At 64.6% G+C, this 17,385-nt stretch carries 20 protein-coding genes; 4 read left to right on the forward strand and 16 right to left on the reverse strand.

Annotation, left to right across the window (positions count from 1 at the left end):
• The first annotated feature begins 208 nt into the window (after positions 1–208).
• Positions 209–634, forward strand: a complete 426-nt coding sequence (locus FJ946_RS09800) for an OsmC family protein (RefSeq protein WP_140492697.1) — start codon at positions 209–211, stop codon at positions 632–634.
• 48 nt (positions 635–682) lie between these two features.
• Here FJ946_RS09800 and FJ946_RS09805 read toward each other — a convergent pair whose 3' ends face one another.
• The 5 genes from FJ946_RS09805 to sdhC form a co-directional block, all read right to left on the reverse strand.
• Complete coding sequence (locus tag FJ946_RS09805; RefSeq protein WP_140559263.1) at positions 683–1,309, reverse strand: DUF480 domain-containing protein; 627 nt, start codon at positions 1,307–1,309, stop codon at positions 683–685.
• A gap of 105 nt (positions 1,310–1,414) precedes the next feature.
• The gene (locus tag FJ946_RS09810; RefSeq protein WP_140563951.1) at positions 1,415–2,194 is read right to left on the reverse strand and encodes a succinate dehydrogenase iron-sulfur subunit; all 780 of its coding nucleotides are present in this window, start codon (positions 2,192–2,194) and stop codon (positions 1,415–1,417) included.
• A gap of 39 nt (positions 2,195–2,233) precedes the next feature.
• A complete protein-coding gene (gene sdhA, locus FJ946_RS09815) occupies positions 2,234–4,069 on the reverse strand; it encodes a succinate dehydrogenase flavoprotein subunit (RefSeq protein WP_140518102.1) in 1,836 nt (611 codons plus the stop codon).
• A gap of 4 nt (positions 4,070–4,073) precedes the next feature.
• Entirely contained in the window at positions 4,074–4,469 is a 396-nt protein-coding gene (gene sdhD / locus FJ946_RS09820) for a succinate dehydrogenase, hydrophobic membrane anchor protein (RefSeq protein WP_140563952.1), read from the reverse strand.
• A 2-nt stretch (positions 4,470–4,471) separates the two neighbouring features.
• Positions 4,472–4,891, reverse strand: coding sequence for a succinate dehydrogenase, cytochrome b556 subunit (gene sdhC / locus FJ946_RS09825; RefSeq protein WP_140518100.1), 420 nt, complete (start codon positions 4,889–4,891; stop codon positions 4,472–4,474).
• 444 nt (positions 4,892–5,335) lie between these two features.
• Between sdhC and FJ946_RS09830 the strand changes: the two genes are divergently transcribed.
• The gene (locus FJ946_RS09830) at positions 5,336–5,698 is read left to right on the forward strand and encodes a hypothetical protein (RefSeq protein ID WP_140524669.1); all 363 of its coding nucleotides are present in this window, start codon (positions 5,336–5,338) and stop codon (positions 5,696–5,698) included.
• Here the strand turns inward: FJ946_RS09830 and FJ946_RS09835 are convergent.
• On the reverse strand, positions 5,682–6,884 hold the full coding sequence (locus FJ946_RS09835) for a GGDEF domain-containing protein (RefSeq protein ID WP_140563953.1): 1,203 nt from the start codon (positions 6,882–6,884) through the stop codon (positions 5,682–5,684). The two genes, FJ946_RS09830 and FJ946_RS09835, sit on opposite strands and share 17 nt — an antisense overlap.
• 190 nt (positions 6,885–7,074) lie before the next feature.
• A complete protein-coding gene (locus tag FJ946_RS09840; protein ID WP_140563954.1) occupies positions 7,075–8,271 on the reverse strand; it encodes a GGDEF domain-containing protein in 1,197 nt (398 codons plus the stop codon).
• 160 nt (positions 8,272–8,431) lie between these two features.
• Between FJ946_RS09840 and FJ946_RS09845 the strand changes: the two genes are divergently transcribed.
• Entirely contained in the window at positions 8,432–8,746 is a 315-nt protein-coding gene (locus tag FJ946_RS09845; RefSeq protein ID WP_140492726.1) for a hypothetical protein, read from the forward strand.
• Between the two features lie 87 nt (positions 8,747–8,833).
• On the opposite strand, the gene leuC is transcribed toward FJ946_RS09845, so the two are convergent.
• The 7 genes from leuC to rplS form a co-directional block, all read right to left on the reverse strand.
• Positions 8,834–10,243, reverse strand: a complete 1,410-nt coding sequence (leuC, locus tag FJ946_RS09850) for a 3-isopropylmalate dehydratase large subunit (RefSeq protein WP_140518096.1) — start codon at positions 10,241–10,243, stop codon at positions 8,834–8,836.
• Between the two features lie 314 nt (positions 10,244–10,557).
• On the reverse strand, positions 10,558–11,193 hold the full coding sequence (locus tag FJ946_RS09860) for a class I SAM-dependent methyltransferase (RefSeq protein ID WP_140554845.1): 636 nt from the start codon (positions 11,191–11,193) through the stop codon (positions 10,558–10,560).
• 56 nt (positions 11,194–11,249) lie between these two features.
• The gene (locus FJ946_RS09865) at positions 11,250–12,062 is read right to left on the reverse strand and encodes an amino acid ABC transporter permease (protein ID WP_140492737.1); all 813 of its coding nucleotides are present in this window, start codon (positions 12,060–12,062) and stop codon (positions 11,250–11,252) included.
• Between the two features lie 260 nt (positions 12,063–12,322).
• The gene (locus FJ946_RS09875) at positions 12,323–13,120 is read right to left on the reverse strand and encodes a transporter substrate-binding domain-containing protein (RefSeq protein WP_140563955.1); all 798 of its coding nucleotides are present in this window, start codon (positions 13,118–13,120) and stop codon (positions 12,323–12,325) included.
• Between the two features lie 177 nt (positions 13,121–13,297).
• Positions 13,298–13,807 carry a MarR family transcriptional regulator gene (locus tag FJ946_RS09880; protein ID WP_140563956.1) on the reverse strand — a complete coding sequence of 170 codons (510 nt, stop codon included), beginning with the start codon at positions 13,805–13,807 and terminating at the stop codon, positions 13,298–13,300.
• Complete coding sequence (locus tag FJ946_RS09885; protein ID WP_140492746.1) at positions 13,804–14,223, reverse strand: organic hydroperoxide resistance protein; 420 nt, start codon at positions 14,221–14,223, stop codon at positions 13,804–13,806. The genes FJ946_RS09880 and FJ946_RS09885 overlap by 4 nt, the downstream gene beginning before the upstream one ends.
• A 152-nt stretch (positions 14,224–14,375) precedes the next feature.
• On the reverse strand, positions 14,376–14,915 hold the full coding sequence (gene rplS, locus FJ946_RS09890) for a 50S ribosomal protein L19 (protein WP_140518090.1): 540 nt from the start codon (positions 14,913–14,915) through the stop codon (positions 14,376–14,378).
• A 305-nt stretch (positions 14,916–15,220) separates the two neighbouring features.
• Between rplS and FJ946_RS09895 the strand changes: the two genes are divergently transcribed.
• A complete protein-coding gene (locus tag FJ946_RS09895) occupies positions 15,221–15,973 on the forward strand; it encodes a sulfite exporter TauE/SafE family protein (protein WP_140518089.1) in 753 nt (250 codons plus the stop codon).
• Here the strand turns inward: FJ946_RS09895 and trmD are convergent.
• Both trmD and rimM read right to left on the reverse strand, forming a co-directional pair.
• Positions 15,955–16,656: a tRNA (guanosine(37)-N1)-methyltransferase TrmD gene (gene trmD, locus FJ946_RS09900; RefSeq protein ID WP_140492755.1), complete on the reverse strand. Its 702-nt coding sequence runs from the start codon at positions 16,654–16,656 to the stop codon at positions 15,955–15,957. The genes FJ946_RS09895 and trmD overlap by 19 nt on opposite strands.
• Positions 16,653–17,252: a ribosome maturation factor RimM gene (rimM, locus tag FJ946_RS09905; RefSeq protein WP_140492758.1), complete on the reverse strand. Its 600-nt coding sequence runs from the start codon at positions 17,250–17,252 to the stop codon at positions 16,653–16,655. The genes trmD and rimM overlap by 4 nt, the downstream gene beginning before the upstream one ends.
• Positions 17,253–17,385 lie beyond the last annotated feature (133 nt).

Consider the following 17,385-nt stretch of genomic DNA (forward strand, 5'->3'; position numbering starts at 1 on the left):
CTCCATCCGGCCACAATCCCGTGGTCGCCCGCAGGACGGCCGGGCCGAATGGAAGCCGACATTTTTGCACGCAGTTTTTTTTTCGAAAGGAATGAACCGTCATCACGCCGTGGTCCAAACAGCGCAGTGGTCTTCGCGCATGCCCGCGTTATAGTTGGCCGGACGCTGGGCTCACCTGGACAAGTTCACGACAACCAAGGAGGAATTCATGGACCGCACCGCAACCGCCGTCTGGAAGGGCAATCTGAAGGACGGCAAAGGCACGCTCGACAGCCAGAGCGGGACCCTGAACGGCACGCCCTATTCGTTCAAGGCACGCTTCGAGGACGAGAGCGGCAAATCCGGCACCAATCCGGAAGAGCTGATCGCGGCCGCGCACGCCGGCTGCTACGCCATGCAGCTGTCGCATTTCCTGGCCGAGAACGGCACCCCGGCAGCCGAACTCGACGCCAAGGCCGTGGTGACGCTGGTTCCCGGCACCGGCATCACGGGCAGCGCGATCACCCTTGTCGGCAAGGTGCCCGGCATCGACGCGGCGAAGTTCAAGGAATTGGCCGAGAAGGCCAAGGCCGAATGCCCTGTTTCCAAAGCGCTGGGCGCCATCAACGTATCGCTCGACGCCAGGCTCGGCTGAGACCCCGGCATCCCGGCGCGCATGGTCGCGCCGGACACGCCCGACCGCTCAGGCGCCCAGCGCGTCGAGCCGGGCGCGAAGGGCTGCGACTTCCTGCTCCAGCGCCTCCACTCTCGCTTCGAGGTCGGAAGCGGGCACGGCCGATGCAGTGCGCTGCGCCGACAGGGCGGCAACGTCAACCGGCCCGGCGAGGAGATGCACATAGCGGTCCTCGCGTTGGCCTGGACCGCGCGGGATTTCCTGAACGAGCGGCGGTCGACGGCCGATCAGCATATCGAGTTCACCGCGCAAATCCTCGATCGATGAAAACCTTGCCATGCGCTCGCTGCGTGCCAACAATTCATGCGCCGTCTGCGGCCCGCGCAGCAAAAGCAGACCGACCAAGGCGGTCTGAGGCGTGGTCAGCGAGAAGCGCTGCGCCATCTGGTGCTCGTAGCGCTCGACGCGGGAGCCGAACATCTGCCGCACCAGCCCCTTCTGCTCGAGCAGCTTCAGCGCCCGGTGCACCTCTGTCTGCTCCAGCGCCATGACGGGCTCGCGCGCCGTCTTCTGGTTGGCGGCGGCAAGCGCTGCGTTGAGGGTCAACGGATAGACGTCCGGCGTCAGCTCCTTCTTCTCGATGAGGCAGCCGAGCACACGCGCTTCGGGAGGAGACAGGATGGGGAGGTCCGTCATTGGATTGCAATCCTTTTTGAAGCTGGCAAGACAGCGCCCCTTTTGTCCTGCCGGAGAAAGGGGGCGCGAAGGATCGCTGCGTTCAAGATTGCCGCGAGCGAGCGCCTAAACCCTTCTCTCCACCATCATCTTCTTGATTTCCGCGATCGCCTTGGCCGGATTCAAGCCCTTGGGGCAGGTCTGCGCGCAGTTCATGATGGTGTGGCAGCGATAGAGCCGGAAGGGGTCCTCGAGATTGTCGAGCCGCTCGCCCTTGGCCTCGTCGCGGCTGTCGATCAGCCAGCGATAGGCCTGCAGCAAGGTGGCCGGGCCGAGATAGCGGTCGCCGTTCCACCAGTAGCTCGGGCACGAGGTCGAGCAGCAGGCGCACAATATGCACTCGTAGAGCCCGTCGAGCTTCTCGCGCTCCTCGTGGCTCTGCAGCCATTCCTTCGCTGGCTGCGGCGAGACCGTCTTCAGCCACGGTTCGATCGAGGCGTGCTGGGCGTAGAAATTGGTGAGGTCGGGCACCAGGTCCTTGATGACGGGCATATGCGGCAGCGGGTAGATCTTGACGGCACCCGATATGTCGTCGCAGCCCTTGGTGCAGGCGAGCGTGTTGGAGCCGTCGATATTCATGGCGCAGGAGCCGCAGATGCCTTCCCGGCAGGAGCGGCGCAAGGTCAGCGTCGGGTCGATCTTGTTCTTGATCCAGAGCAGCGCATCCAGCACCATCGGCCCGCAATCGTCCATGTCGACGAAATATGTGTCCATGCGCGGGTTCTCGTCATCATCCGGCGACCAGCGGTAGATGCGATATTCCCTGAGATTGGTCGCGCCTTCCGGCTTCGGCCAGGTCTTGCCCTGCTGGATCTTCGAGTTCTTGGGGAGCGTGAGTTCGACCATTACCTCAGGTCCTTTCGGATGACGCGGCTGGACGTCATTTCAATACACCCTGGCCTTGGGCGCGATCTTGGCGAGACTGATGCCGCCGTCCTTTTCGGCCAGCAGCGGTTCGGTGTGCACCGGACGATAGGAGAGCGTCACCTCACCGGTCTCGCTCAGATGGGCGAGCGTGTGCTTGCGCCAGTTGGCGTCGTCACGGGCCGAGAAATCCTCCCGCGCGTGCGCGCCACGGCTCTCCTTGCGGGCCTCGGCGCCGTAGACCGTGGTGATGGCGTTGGCCATCAGGTTTTCCAGCTCCAGCGTCTCCACCAGGTCGGAGTTCCAGATCATCGAGCGGTCGAAAACCTTTATGTCCTTGAGCTCGCCCCAGATCTGCGAAATGCGCTTGCAACCGTTCTCCAGCGATTCCTGCGTGCGGAACACCGCCGCGTCTTCCTGCATGGCGCGCTGCATCTTTTCGCGCAGAACCGCCGTCGGCGTCGAGCCGTTGGCGTGGCGCAGCCGGTCGAAGCGGTCCATGATCTTGTCGACCGAGGCCTGGTTGGGCGACGGGATCGCCGATTTGCGGTCGATGACCTGGCCGGCACGGATCGCCGCCGCGCGGCCGAACACGACCAGGTCGATCAGCGAGTTCGATCCCAGCCGGTTGGCGCCGTGCACCGAGGCGCAGCCGGCCTCGCCTACCGCCATCAAGCCGGGCGAGACCCGATCGGGATTAAGGATCGTCGGGTTGAGCACCTCGCCCCAGTAATTGGTCGGCACGCCGCCCATATTGTAGTGCACCGTCGGCAGCACCGGAATCGGCTCCTTGGTGAGGTCGACGCCGGCAAAGATCTTCGCCGATTCCGAGATGCCGGGCAGCCGCTCGTGCAGCACCGCCGGATCGAGATGATCGAGGTGCAGGAAGATATGGTCCTTGTTCTTGCCGACGCCGCGGCCTTCCCGGATTTCCAGCGTCATGCAGCGCGAGACGACATCGCGCGAGGCAAGGTCCTTGGCCGACGGCGCGTAGCGCTCCATGAAGCGCTCGCCCTCGGAATTGACGAGATAGCCGCCCTCGCCGCGCGCGCCCTCGGTGATCAGGCAGCCGGCCCCGTAGATGCCGGTCGGGTGGAACTGCACGAACTCCATGTCCTGTAAGGGGAACCCCGCCCGCGCGGCCATGCCGCCGCCGTCGCCGGTGCAGGTGTGGGCCGACGTCGCCGAGAAATAAGCGCGGCCATAGCCGCCTGTCGCCAGCACAACCATCTTGGCCGAGAAACGGTGGATGGTGCCGTCGTCGAGGTTCCAGGCGACGACGCCGGTGCATGTACCGTCCGGCTCCATGATCAGGTCGAGCGCGAAATACTCGATGAAGAACTGCGCGTTGTTCTTCAGCGACTGGCCGTAGAGCGTGTGCAGGATGGCGTGGCCGGTGCGGTCGGCGGCCGCGCAGGTGCGCTGCACGGGCGGGCCATCGCCGTAATTCATCATGTGGCCGCCGAACGGCCGCTGGTAGATCTTGCCCTCTTCCGTGCGCGAGAACGGCACGCCGTAGTGCTCGAGTTCGTAGACGGCGGCCGGCGCTTCACGCACCAGATATTCCATGGCGTCGACATCGCCCAGCCAGTCCGAACCCTTGACGGTGTCGTACATGTGCCACTGCCAGGAGTCCGGGCCCATGTTGGAAAGCGAAGCGGCAATGCCGCCCTGCGCCGCCACCGTGTGCGAGCGGGTCGGGAAAACCTTGGTGATACAGGCGGTGCGCAGGCCCTGTTCGGCCATGCCCAGCGTAGCGCGCAGTCCCGCGCCTCCGGCACCGACGACCACGACGTCGAATTTGTGGTCGACATAGGTATAGCCTGCCGTATTGGCTTCTTTCGCGTCCTTGGCCAAAACGTCAGCCTCCGAATGCCAGTTTGAGCAGGGCGAAGAGCGAAGCCACGCCGACCGCTACGGTGAAGAAAGTGTTGAGGGCGATCAGCGCCAGCTTCATGCCTTCGCCATGCACGTAATCCTCGATGATCACCTGCATGCCGATCCGCATGTGATAAAGCGGCGAGATGAGCACAAGGGCCATCATCAGCGCCACGAGCGGGTTGGCGAGCGCTGCCCGCACCTCCGCATAACCGGCGCCGTTGAGCGCGACCAGGAACCCGGTGAAGAATAGGATCAGCGGGATGTTGGCGATTGCCGTGAGGCGCTGGCGCCAGAAATGCCCGGTGCCTTCGCGGGCCGAGCCCAGGCCGCGGACTTTCGCCAGCGGCGTGCGCATGTCGGTCCTTCCAGTGCTCATGGTCAGGCTCCTCGCGCCATATAGCCGGCGATCCAGATCAGCAGCGTGAGCAGGACCGAGCCGGCCAGGGTCGCCCAGGCGATCTTGGAGGCGGTATGCTTTTCGAGACCGGCGCCGGTATCCCAGATCAGGTGGCGCACGCCGCCCAGCATGTGGTGCATGAGCGCCCAGGTGTAGCCGAACAGGATCAGCCGTCCGAGCCAGGTTCCGAAGGCCCAGCTCACCCAATCGAAAGTGGCTTGCGAGCTCGCCGCCGCCATCAGCCATATCGCGACCAGGAGCGTGCCGAAATAGAGCGCGCCACCGGTGATGCGATGGATGATCGACATCGTCATGGTGATCGGCGGCCGGTACACGCTGAGGTGCGGCGAAAGCGGCCGTTCACGTCTGGCGAATTCGCGGGTGGCTGGTGATTTGCTCATGGCTCCCCCAGTTCGGCGTTCCTGGAGCCTCAGGTGGAAATGCGGCATTGCCGCTTCCGGTTGCGACTTCGGACAGCCGGTTTCTAATGCTCTTTTTGCACCGCGTCAAAGCCAGAAAACCGTTTCGAAAACGTAATTTAGTCTGATTAAAAGGCAGGTCCGGGCTTCAATCGATTAGGCGTCGACGATGCCAAGCCGGCCCGTTCTCGCTGCGGTGCAGCATATATGTGGCGGGCGCGGGCTTCGGCTCAGCGGGTGCGGGTCAGCGGCGCCGAGCCCGCTTTCATCACCAGCGCCTCGCGACCGTCGATCACGATCGCGTCATGTGCCTCGTTAACCATGTTTATCAAGACATGGGTGAGAACCGCGCCAGCCTCTTAACAAAGGTTAAGAAAAGGTTAATTTCCGATTCGAGGAGGCTTTGTCTCCAACATGGAGGACGCCATGCGTTCGAATTCGGGCAGATCGCGCCTTGCAGTGCTCACAGTGGCGGTATTGGCCGTCGGCTTCGCCGCGCCGGCGCTGGCGGACGGACGCCACCAGGATCGGGTCTACGCCGATTCCTTCGGCAATCTCGTCATCGACAGTGCCGCCGGCTACAAGCGCATCCTCGTCGGCGAAGGCAAGCTCGCCAAGCAGCTGTCCGACTATACCAGCGCCGGCCAGCCCAAGGTGATCTACGAGAACGGGGCTGACGAGATGTCGGGCTATGGCGACTGCTATCGGCCGCCGGTGTTCGTGAAGGGGCGCAGTTATATGTATGGCCTCTCCGACGGCGAAATGCCCGAGCTCAGCCCCTGCCGCTGAACAGCGCCACGGCCTCTGGCCTGGCTGGCCCGGCGGAAACGCGCACGCAGTCGCGCCCGGCATCCTTGGCCTGATAGAGCGCTTCATCGGCACGTCGCATCAGGTCGGAAAAATGCTCGCCGGCATGAAGTTCGGCGACGCCGAAGCTCGCCGTGCAGCGATTGTCGGCGGGGAGCCCGTCGATGGGCAGCGTCCCGAAGGCGCTGCGCGCGCCTTCGGCGAACAGCCGCGCGGCGGCAAGGTGGGTGCCGGGCAGGATGATGGCGAACTCCTCGCCGCCTATACGACCGGCGACATGGTGGTCGGTCGCGGCCTCACGCAGGAAGCGGGCAAAGGCCTCGATGACCCGGTCGCCCGAGGCATGGCCGTAATTGTCGTTGATGGACTTGAAGTGATCGAGATCGGCGATGACCAGCGCGACTGGAACGCCCCGGCGCGCCGCGTCCCCCAGCGCCGTCTCGGCGTGACGCTCGAAGCCGCCGCGGTTGAGGAGCCGCGACAGCGTGTCCGTTTCCGATTTCGACGTCGCCTCGGCGAGCACGTCGCGCACCAGTATGGCCAGCGCCAGCAAGGCCAGCGCCACGCCGAACACGGTGCCGAGCGATTGCGATACCAGGGCATAGCTGGTCTGCAGATAGGATTGCGGGGCGGCGCCGCGGCCGCCAAGCGCATCGGCGATGAATGGCTTGCTGGCGAACTGCATGGCGCTGGCCGCCAGCACCGCCATCAGCATCCGATCGAGCCGGTCACGCCTTTGCCTGGACGACCAGACAATGCCGAACCCGGTAAGCTGCATGACGGCGTAGGGCAGTTGGTAGGCCATCTTGCTGACAAGGGACTGGCGCGGCAGATCCTGGGCGAAATAGACCGCGACAGACGCAACGGCCAGGACCAGGAGCATCGCCGACCAGGGCGGCGTCACGCCGTATCTATGCGCAAGCCCGCCGTTGAAGGCGATGGTGGCGCCAAGGAAAACGGCAAAGGCTGCGACGACCACCAGCCGCGCATTGTCGAAGGCGGGGATGCTGAATTCCACGACGAAATAGGCCATGCCCAGCACATAACCGAACGCCAGCCAGCGTGCCGAGACGCGTCCGATGCCATAGACGGCAATCGCCATGAAGGCCGCCGCCAGCAGCCCGGCAACGAACAGATTGATGACAAGGATGAAGTCCGCGCCGCCCATGATTTCCCAAGCCCCTGACGGCAGCAAACCATCGACGGGCGAAAAAGAAGTTAACGTCAGGTCATATCGGAAGGCTCGCGCACGCCTCGGAGATTGGCCGAAGGATGGTTGCCATCGCCCTTCAGGGCGAAGCAAGGAACGAAGCGGTGCGGCGCGGGTCCTGGATGATGAAGGCGTCGGCCGATCGCCTTCAGCCGGCTTTGAGCGGCTCCGGCACGAACAGCGTTTCCGGCCGCTCATAGGACAGGCGCACGCTATCGCGGCCGTTCTTCTTGGCCTTGTAGAGGGCCTCGTCGGCGCGGCGCATCAACGGCTCCAGAGCTTCGTCGCCGCTGCGCGCCGCCACGCCGAAACTGGCGGTGACCTTGGTGCCGGGCGGAAGTCCGTCGACGCCGCCGGCCGAGTAGGCCACGCGCACGGCCTCTGCGAGCAGCCGCGCGGCGGCAAGATCGGTCAAGGGCAGGAGCACCGCGAATTCCTCGCCGCCGATACGTCCGGCCTCACCGCGCGTACCGGCGGCGGCGCGAAGCTTGGCGGCGAAGTCGGCGATCACCCGGTCGCCCGCGGCATGCCCATGCAGGTCGTTGAGCGCCTTGAAGTGGTCGAGATCGGCCAGCACAAGGGCCACCGGCAATTTCGCCGCCGCGCAGCGTTGCAAGAGCAGTGCCGCCCGTTGCTCGAAGCCGCGCCGGTTGAGGAGGCGAGACAGCGGATCTGTGTAGGTTTCGACCTTCAACGCCTTCATCACGTCGAGCGCGGCGGCGGAGAACAGGCAAAGCGCGATCAGCAGCGACAGCAGCGCGTGCGACAGCAACGCCGTCGTCCAATAGGAGGATGTATAGAGCTCGTCATAAGTCGCGAAAGGCCCGTGCGCGACGATGACGGCAAGCGTGCGCACGAAGAAATTCAGCCCCGCGAGCAACGCCAGGACGAACAGGATCTTTTCCGTCGGGCCATTGCCACGCACCTTGCGCAATTCGGCGGCTGCCACCAGGCTGATGCCGCCGAGCGCGAAATTGATGACGAGGACCCGCCATGTCAGGTCCGGCTGGACGAACAGGAACCAGCAAAAGGCGGCCATGCCGCCGCTCGCCAAGACGCAAAGCCCGGCATAGGGCACTCGCCGGCCATGCCGCGCCACGATCGCGCCGGCCAGGCAGGATCCGGCAACGCAGAAGCATAGATTGGAGAGCAGCTTCGACGGTGCCAAGCCAACGGGCAGCGTGAAATGCTGGAACAGGAACCCGGCCGCCGCAAGCGAATAGCTTACCGCCAGCACGGCCAGATAGGGACGGTGGCGCTGATAGAACCAAAGCACGAGGAACGCCGCGCCGAGGGCCAGCGCGATCGTCGGGTTTAACAACGCTATCAGCAGGCCGGTGTCCAAAGGACCGTGACTTCCCCTCGCTTGACGTCGGGGAAGACCTTAGGGCGCAAGCCCAAACAAGCGGTTAAGCGAAAGCGAATATGTGTCACGCGGGTGCGGAGCGTGACGTGGAACCGGCGCGCCGGACCTGCGTTTGTCCAGCGCAGAAGAGGAACCGATAATGGCCGATACAATCACCCTGACCGATCACGAGGCAATCCGTTCATGGGCCGCGTCACGCGCCGGCTTTCCGGCCATTGTCGACGTGTCGCCCGAGGCCGGCACGCAGGCGATGCTGCGGCTGGTATTCGGCCAGCACGCCTATGAGGACGAAGACCAGCCGGAGCGCCCGATCAATGCCGGAGGTTATGAGCTGGTCGAGTGGGACGAATGGTTCAAACTCTTCGATGAACGCGGGCTGGCCCTGGTGGTCGCCGCCGAAGAACCGGGGCGCCGCGAGCAGTTCCACGAGATCATCCGCCGCGACGACCGGTGAAGCTCCAACATGCTCTGGACGCTCAAGCAGAAGGCCCGGATCGCATCGCGGTCCGGGCCCTTGCGTTTCGATCGAACCAGCCGCGGTTTACTTCCAGTCGCGAATATCGACGAAATGGCCGGCGATCGCCGCCGCCGCAGCCATGGCCGGCGACACCAAATGGGTGCGCCCCTTGAAGCCTTGCCGGCCCTCGAAATTGCGGTTCGAGGTCGAGGCGCAGCGCTCATGTGGCTTCAGCCGGTCGTCGTTCATGGCAAGGCACATCGAGCAGCCCGGCTCGCGCCAGTCGAAGCCGGCGGCGAGGAAGATCTTGTCCAGCCCTTCGGCCTCGGCCTGTTCCTTGACCAGGCCGGAGCCCGGCACGATCATGGCGTTGACGCGCGGATTGACTTTTCTGCCCTCGACCACCTTGGCGGCGGCGCGCAGATCCTCGATGCGGCCGTTGGTGCAGGAGCCGATGAAGACACGGTCGAGGGCGATGTCGGTGATCTTCGTTCCCGGCGTCAGGCCCATATAGTCGAGCGCGCGCTGCTTTGAGGTGCGCTTGTTTTCGTCGGTGATGTCTTCCGGGTTCGGCACAATCCCTTGCACCGAGACAACATCCTCCGGGGAAGAGCCCCAGGAGACGATCGGCGGCAGTTTGGCCGCATCGAGCACGATCACCTTGTCGAAATGCGCGCCTTCGTCGGATTGCAGCGTCTTCCAGTAGGCGAGCGCGGCGTCCCAGGCGGCGCCCTTGGGCGCGCGCGGCTTGTCCTTGACATAGGCGAAGGTCGTCTCGTCGGGTGCGATCAGGCCGGCGCGCGCGCCGCCCTCGATCGACATGTTGCAGATCGTCATGCGGCCTTCCATCGACAGCGAGCGGATCGCCTCGCCGGCATATTCGATGACATAGCCGGTGCCGCCGGCGGTGCCGATCTCGCCGATGATGGCGAGGATGATGTCCTTGGCGGTGACGCCTTCCGGCAACTGGCCGTCGACGCGCACCAGCATGTTCTTGGCCTTGCGCTGGATCAGCGTCTGCGTCGCCAGCACGTGCTCGACCTCCGACGTGCCGATGCCGTGCGCCAGCGCGCCGAAGGCGCCGTGGGTGGAGGTGTGGCTGTCGCCGCAGACGATGGTCATGCCGGGCAAGGTGAAACCCTGTTCCGGCCCGATGATGTGGACGATGCCCTGGCGGATGTCATTCTCGGAATAATATTCGACGCCGAAATCCTTGGCGTTCTTGGCCAGAGCCTCGACCTGGATGCGGCTTTCCTCGTTCTTGATGCCGAACTTGCGCTCGGGCGAGGTCGAGACGTTGTGGTCGACCACGGCCAGCGTCTTTTCGGGATGACGGACTTTGCGGCCACTCATGCGCAGGCCCTCGAAGGCCTGCGGGCTGGTCACCTCATGGACGAGGTGGCGGTCGATATAGAGCAGGCAGGTGCCGTCGTCCTGGCGGTCGACGACGTGGTCGTCGAAAATCTTGTCATAGAGGGTGCGCGGTGCGCTCATGTGCGTAAATCCGTCGATATGAGAAAGGGAAGGGCAGACGCCGAGATGTCAGGCGAAACGAGTTGATCAGTCGGCCCGCGTAAGTCGGCTGGTCGGCGCGCCACAGACGCGCGCGGAGAAGCGCGACGGCAGGCGTTTTCTGTCCTGCAGCACGAACCCCTTGTAGGCCGGATCGCCAAAAAGCTCTTCCATGGCGGGGTAGATAGCAATGTTTTGGCTTTTCGGCAATTGGCGGTGGCTGCGCGGGACCTGGGTTCCTCGTCCTCGCGTCCACGCCTCCGGGGGATGCGCACCAAGCTTGGCGGACCCGCGGTTCAAAGCACCTCGAAGACAAACGTCTTCACCAGCGCATCCGGCTCGGCAATCGCATAGCAGCGGAACCACGGGCTTTGCTCCATCAGCCGCCATTTTCCCGTCCGTTCCAGCTCGTCGAAGACGGCCTGGAAACCACCGCTCTCGAACACCTGGTCGCGCACGGTGAAGATGGCGTGGCCGCCTTTCTTCGTGACGCGCACCAGTTCGTGCAGGCCGGAAGCCGGCGCATGGCTGATGGTGAACACGCCGGTCGAGAAGAAGGCGCGGAAATGGCCGTCGGGCCAGGGCAGCGGGCCGCCCAGCATTGCCTGCTTCAGCTCGCCATAGGCGTTGCGGCTGCCGGCGATCTTCAGCATGTCGTCCGACAGGTCGAGCCCGGCGATATCGCCGTAGCCCAGCGCCTTCAGCGACGGCCCGGACAGGCCGGTGCCGCAGCCGGCGTCGAGCAGCGGCCCTTCGCCCGCAGGCACGTGGCGCGCCACCCAGGCGGTGATGAGGAACGGCAGGAGATAGCCGAGCGAGGCGGTCTCGCTGTCATAAGTCGCGGCCCATGCGGCATAGGCCTGCGCCAGGGTTTCGGGCGTATCGGCCGTATAGACCGAATCCAGCGCAGCATTGGCCTTGTCGACGTTCATGGGCATGCTCCTCCTCCAGTGCGCAACCGGAGCGTAACGCCGTCCTTGCCGAAAGACTATTCCTGATGCTGGCGGCGCAACCGCCGTTCCAGCGCCCGGAGCGCCAAAGACAAGCCGACGGTCAGGATGAGATAGATGTAGGCTGTTATCGAATAGGTCTCGAAGAAGCGGAAGGAACCGGCGGCATAGACCTTGCCCATCTGCGTGATGTCGGCGACACCGAGCACCGAGACCAGCGAGGAATCCTTGACCAGGGCGACGAAGTCATTGCCGAGCGGCGGCAGGATGGTACGGATCGCCTGCGGAAAGACGATGAGCCGGAAACGTTGCGCCCGCGTGAGCCCGAGCGCCTTGGCCGCTTCGATCTGGCCCTTCTCGACCGCCTGGATGCCGGCCCGGAACACTTCGGAGATGAAGGCGGAATAGCCGATGGTCAGCGCCATGACGGCGCGCCACAAGAGCGAGACGTCGCGCACCTGCAACTCGCCGAGATAGCCGGTGCTCTGCAGCGGCGCGGTCAGCGCGTTCCAGGCTGCGACGAAAGCCGGTGCGCCGGCAAACGCGATCCAGAACAAAAGCACCAGGATCGGTACGCCACGGATGATCTCGACATAGAAACGCGCGATCTGCCGCAGCCACTGCGAACCCGACAATCCCATCAGCGCGATGCCGAGGCCGATGATCGAGGCCAGCGCGAAGGCGACAATGGTGACGAAGACGGTGACGCCGATGCCCTTGGCGACAGTGGCGAAGACCTGGGCATAAAGATCGCTGGCGGCGATGGCGAGCGCGGCGGCCAAGGCAAGGACAAGGGCGGCGGCCAGCCACCAGGGGAATTCAGGTTTGACGGAGGATGGTGGGGGGGCCATCAGGCGTGGCCGGCGAGGTGCATAGTGCGCAAGGCAGGCGCCAAGGCGCCCCCCTCTGTCCTGCCGGACATCTCCCCCTCAAGGGGGGAGATCAGATGTCTCATCGGCCTTCGCCAATCTTCATCGATGCTGCATGTGGGACGAAGGCCAAGCTGCCAATCTCCCCCCTTGAGGGGGAGATGCCCGGCAGGGCAGAGGGGGGCGTTCAAGCGCAAACTCAGCGCGAGTTCCCGCACGCGCACCGCCCGCATCAAGACGAACTACTGCCCCATCTTGTAATCAAGAAACCATTTCTTGTTCAGCGCATCGAACGTGCCGTCGGCCTTGAGCGCGGCGATCGCGGCGTTGACAGGCTTCACCAGGTCGGAGCCCTTGGGAAAGATGAAGCCGAAATCCTCGGTGCCGAGCGGGCCGCCGATCAGCTTCAGCTTGCCCTCGGAAGCGTCGACATAGCCCTTGCCCGCAGTGCCGTCCGTGAGCACCACATCGACGTCGCCAGTCTTCAGCGCCTGCACGGTGGCACCGAACGTCTCGAACAGCTTTATGCGCGGGTTCTGCTCATTGCCGTCCAGCACGCTGTAGACAGCGGTGTAGAAGGGCGTCGTGCCGGCCTGCGCGCCGATCAGCCCGTCCTTGAAGGCGCCGAAGGTCTTGGCGTCGGTGAAGCGGCTCTCGTCGCCGCGCACCAACATGAACTGTTCCGAGCGCATATAGGGGTCGGAGAAATCCACCTTCTGCTTGCGGTCGTCCTTGATGGTGATGCCGGTCATGCCGATGTTGTACTGGTTGTCGGAAACCGCCTGGATCATCGCGTCCCAGGACGTGTTCTGGTACTGGACGGTGAAATTCAGCCGCTTGGCGATCTCGTTCATCGCGTCATATTCCCAGCCGATCTGTTTTCCGGTCTTGGCATCGATGAACTGTAGCGGCGGATAGGCGTTTTCCGTCACCACCACCACTTTCTTGCCGCCGAGATCGGGCAGCGCCTGGGCGAAGGCGGCAACGGGCGCAAGCATGACGGCAAGCAGGCCGGCCAGCAGCAGTTTCGATTTTGTCATGACACACTCCCCGGAAGTGAAAGCGCCCGGACACGGGCCGGGCTTGCAAAGGAATCCGGCGCCGACTTTAGCTCTCCGCAAGCGCCATGCAAGACGCTCCGCTGCGCCACGGCCGGCGAAAAACGCAAATAGATACTTTCGGCCGGGATTCTGGGGAACGATCCTTGCCGTGGCCGATCAGCCGCGCTGCGGCGCTCCGGCATCGGCCTCGCGCAGCCCGGCGACGAAGCGGGTCAGCGTGCCATGCAGCGACTTCAACTCGGCTGGGTCGAGCGGCATGCTGCAGAGCATGGCGGCGGGGATGTCCCTGGCGCGCTCGCGCAAGGCTTGGCCCTTGGCTGTCGGCTCGACCAGCACGCGGCGCTCGTCGGCAGGATCGCGCCGGCGCGTAACCAGGCCGCCGGCCTCGAGCCGCTTGAGCAGCGGCGTCAGCGTCGCCGAATCGAGGCCCAGCGCCTCGCCGAGCTCGCCCACCGTGCTCGGCGCGCGCTCCCACAGCGCCAGCATGGCCAGATATTGCGGATAGGTCAGGCCAAGCGGATCGAGCAACGGCCGGTAGAGCTTCGTCATCAATCCGCTCGCCGAATAGAGCGCGAAGCAGAGCTGGTCGCTGAGCCTTGGGACCGCGCTTGCCCCAGCATCACCCGCCGGGACCTGGTTGGCCGTGTCTTTGGTTTTCGCCGTCATGTCGCCTTTGCCGAAATCGCCACCTCGATATTGCCCCTGGTTGCGTTGGAGTAGGGGCAGATCTGGTGCGCTGCCGATACAAGCGCTTCGGCGGCCGCCTGATCAAGACCTTTCGTCTCGGCCGCCAGGGAAACGCCGAGCAGGAAACCGCCCTGGCCGTTGGGATGGAGGCTGACAGTGGCCGTCACCGAGGCATCGCGCAGCGGGAGTTTCTGCTTGCCGGCGAGAAACCGCATGGCGCTTTCGAAGCAAGCGGCATAGCCGGCGGCGAAAAGCTGTTCGGGATTGGTGGCACCACCCTTGCCGCCAAGCTCCTTCGGCATTGCGAGGTCGAGGCTGAGCAGGCCGTCATCGGTCTGGACGTGGCCGGCGCGGCCGCCGACGGCACGAGCCTGGGTCGAATAGAGGGCGGTCATATCAAGTCTCCAAAATTAGCTTGTACACGATTAATTTGTGTACCGTATTATAGAAGTCAATCCCGCTTTGGAAGCCCGCATGTGGCAAAGGGCGGGCTCCGAAACGAAAAAAGGCGGCCGAAGCCGCCTTTCAGAAATGTCTGTCGAAAGCCTTATTCGGCGGCAGCGGCTTCCGCAGCCTTGGCGGCTTCGTCGGCGGCCTTCTTCTCGGCGGCTTCCTTGGCGGCCGTCTCGGCGGCCAGCGCCTGCGCGGCGGCAACCTTCTCGGCCTCGATGCGCGCCTTCTCGGCGTTCAGCGCATCGCGCTCCTCATCGTTGAGCTTGCGGGCGCGCACGCCGGTGTTCTCCGAAATACGGGCCGACTTGCCGCGACGGTCGCGCAGGTAATAGAGCTTGGCACGACGCACCTTGCCGCGACGCACGATCTCGACGCCTTCGACCATTGGCGAAAACACCGGGAACACGCGCTCGACGCCTTCGCCGTAGGAGATCTTGCGGACGGTGAAATTTTCCTGGAAGCCCGAACCGGCACGGGCGATGACGACGCCTTCATATGCCTGGACGCGGGTGCGGGTGCCTTCGGTCACGCGGACCTGGACGCGCACGGTGTCGCCGGGCTGGAATTCGGGAAGCTTGCGCTTTGCTTCGATCTTGGCGGCCTGTTCGGCCTCGATCTGACGGATGAGATCCATCTCAATAATCCACTTCTTGTTCTTCCGACAGTCAGAGCGCCCGGCGCTCGCCTTGCAGTTCCAATGACCGCTCGGCTATGCCCTTTGTTCGAAAACATCGGGCAGGGGCGACTACACCGCCATTGTTGACGGGTCCGGCAGATTTCTCCCGGTTCGGCGGGCACATACAGCTATTTCGACGCTTTGTCACGTCTTGGCCGCGTCTTTTTTGCTCGCGTGCACCATCGTATCTGTCCACTACCGGGTTGCAAGGGCCCTTCAAGCTGCCTAAGGCGGGGCAACCATAGTTCTCCGGCGGCATCCTCATGTCCTTTTTCGACGCGGTCCTGCTATTCATGGCGGGTTTTCTTTCCGGCGCCGCCAATGCGGTCGCGGGCGGCGGCACCTTCATCACCTTCGGTGCCATGACCTTGGTCGGCCTGCCGCCGATCGTCGCCAACGCGACCTCCTCGGTGACGCAATTCCCCGGCTACATCACCTCGACGCTGGCCTACCGGGACGACATCCGCCATTTCTGGCGTGGCGCCCTGCTGCTCTGCCTGATATCGGCGCTCGGCGCACTGGCCGGCGCACTCATCCTGCTGGCGCTGGACAATCCGTCATTTCGCGTCCTGGTGCCGTGGCTGCTGCTGGCCGCGACGGCGCTGTTCGCCGCCGGGCCGTGGCTGAAGCCCGCACCCAAGCCGGGGCATGAGGCTTCTGTGGGCTCGTTGGCCGGCTCGCTGGCGCAGTTCGTCACGGCCATCTATGGCGGCTTCTTCGGGGCCGGCATGGGCGTGATGATGCTGGCGACGCTCGGCCTGACCCAGGCCGGCGACTACCACCGCCTGAACGCGCTGAAAAACATGCTGGCCATGGTCATCGCAGCGGTCGCCATCGTCGTCTTCGTCTCGGGTGGCGTCGTCGCCTGGCCGCAAGCGATCATCATGATCCCCGGCGGCGCGTTGGGCGGCTATGCCGGCGTGTGGATCGCCAAGCGCGTGCCGCAGAACGTGGTGCGTGGCTTCGTCGTCGCGGTCGGGCTGTTCCTGGCTTTCTACTATTTCGCCAAGGGCTGAGGAGAGCCGAGCAAGTCCGGCCGCCGTTCCCGCGTCAGCTTCTCCGACTGTGCCCGCCGCCACGCCGCGATCTTGCCGTGGTTGCCCGAGGTCAGCACCTCGGGAATAGGCCGGCCCTCGAAATCCTGCGGCCGCGTGTAGTGCGGGTGTTCGAGCAGGCCGTTTTCAAAGCTCTCTTCTTCACCCGACACCGCATTGCCCATAACGCCGGGCAGCAGCCGCACGACCGCGTCGAGCAGCACAAGCGCCGCCGGCTCGCCACCGGACAGAATGAAGTCTCCGACCGAGACTTCCTCCAATCCTCGCGCGTCGATCACCCGCTGGTCGATGCCTTCGAAGCGGCCGCACAGGATGACGGCGCCCGGCCCGGCGGCCAGTTCGCGCACGCGCGCCTGCGTCAGCGGCTTTCCACGCGGGCTCATCAGCAGCCGTGGCCGCAAATCGCCTTCGGGCGAGGCATGGTCGATCGCCCTGGCCAAGACATCGGCGCGCATCACCATGCCGGCGCCGCCGCCGGCCGGCGTGTCGTCGACAGTGCGGTGGCGGTCGGTTGCAAAGTCGCGGATCTGGATTGCTTGCAGCGACCATGTACCCGCCTCCAGCGCCCGCCCGGCCAGCGACAGGCCAAGCAGACCCGGAAACATTTCCGGGTAGAGCGTAAGCACGGAGGCGGAGAAGCTCACCGGTTGCCCCCGGCGTCCCTCGGGCCGCGCGGCCTGCCCTTCGGGTCGAAGCCTTCCTCGCGCGGCGCTTCGCCGTCCTCGTCCTCGACCAGTCCGGCCGCCGCCTGGTTGACGCGCACAAAACCCTCGGCGATGGACACTTCGGGCACAGCGGCCTGCGTGAACGGGATCAACACGCCCTTGCGTCCGGCCAGCGTCACATCGAGGATGTCGCCGCCGCCGAAATTGTGCACGGCGACGACCTTGCCAAGGACGGCTCCCGTATCGTCCCGAACCTCCAGACCGATCAGGTCGGCATGATAGAATTCGTCCTCCTCGCCGTCATCGGGCAGCATGGAGCGATCGACGAACAGCTCCGTGCCGGCGAGCGCCTCGGCCGCGTTGCGGTCGCTGACACCCTTGAAGCGCACCACGACCACGGTGTTGGCGGGCCTTATGTCGATGATCTGGAAGGCGCGGCCGTCCCTTGCGTAAAGCGGCCCGTAATCGGCGAGCGCCAGCGGATCGCCGGTAAAGGTTTTGACGCGCAATTCGCCCTTGATGCCGTGAGCGGCGCCGATCACGGCCATCTGGACGGGGTTCTGGGGCTTGCTCATGGCGCGCTTTTACCTTCGTCATCCACGGGCGGAGCAGGCGCGAAGCGACTGCGCAGACCCGAGGACCCATTCGTTACGGTGATCAAACCCACGGCAGTTCAGAAAGGCTCACGGGTTTCGTTCCTGCAACTCT

The organism is Mesorhizobium sp. B2-4-7 (genome assembly GCF_006442685.1).
Lineage (GTDB): Bacteria > Pseudomonadota > Alphaproteobacteria > Rhizobiales > Rhizobiaceae > Mesorhizobium.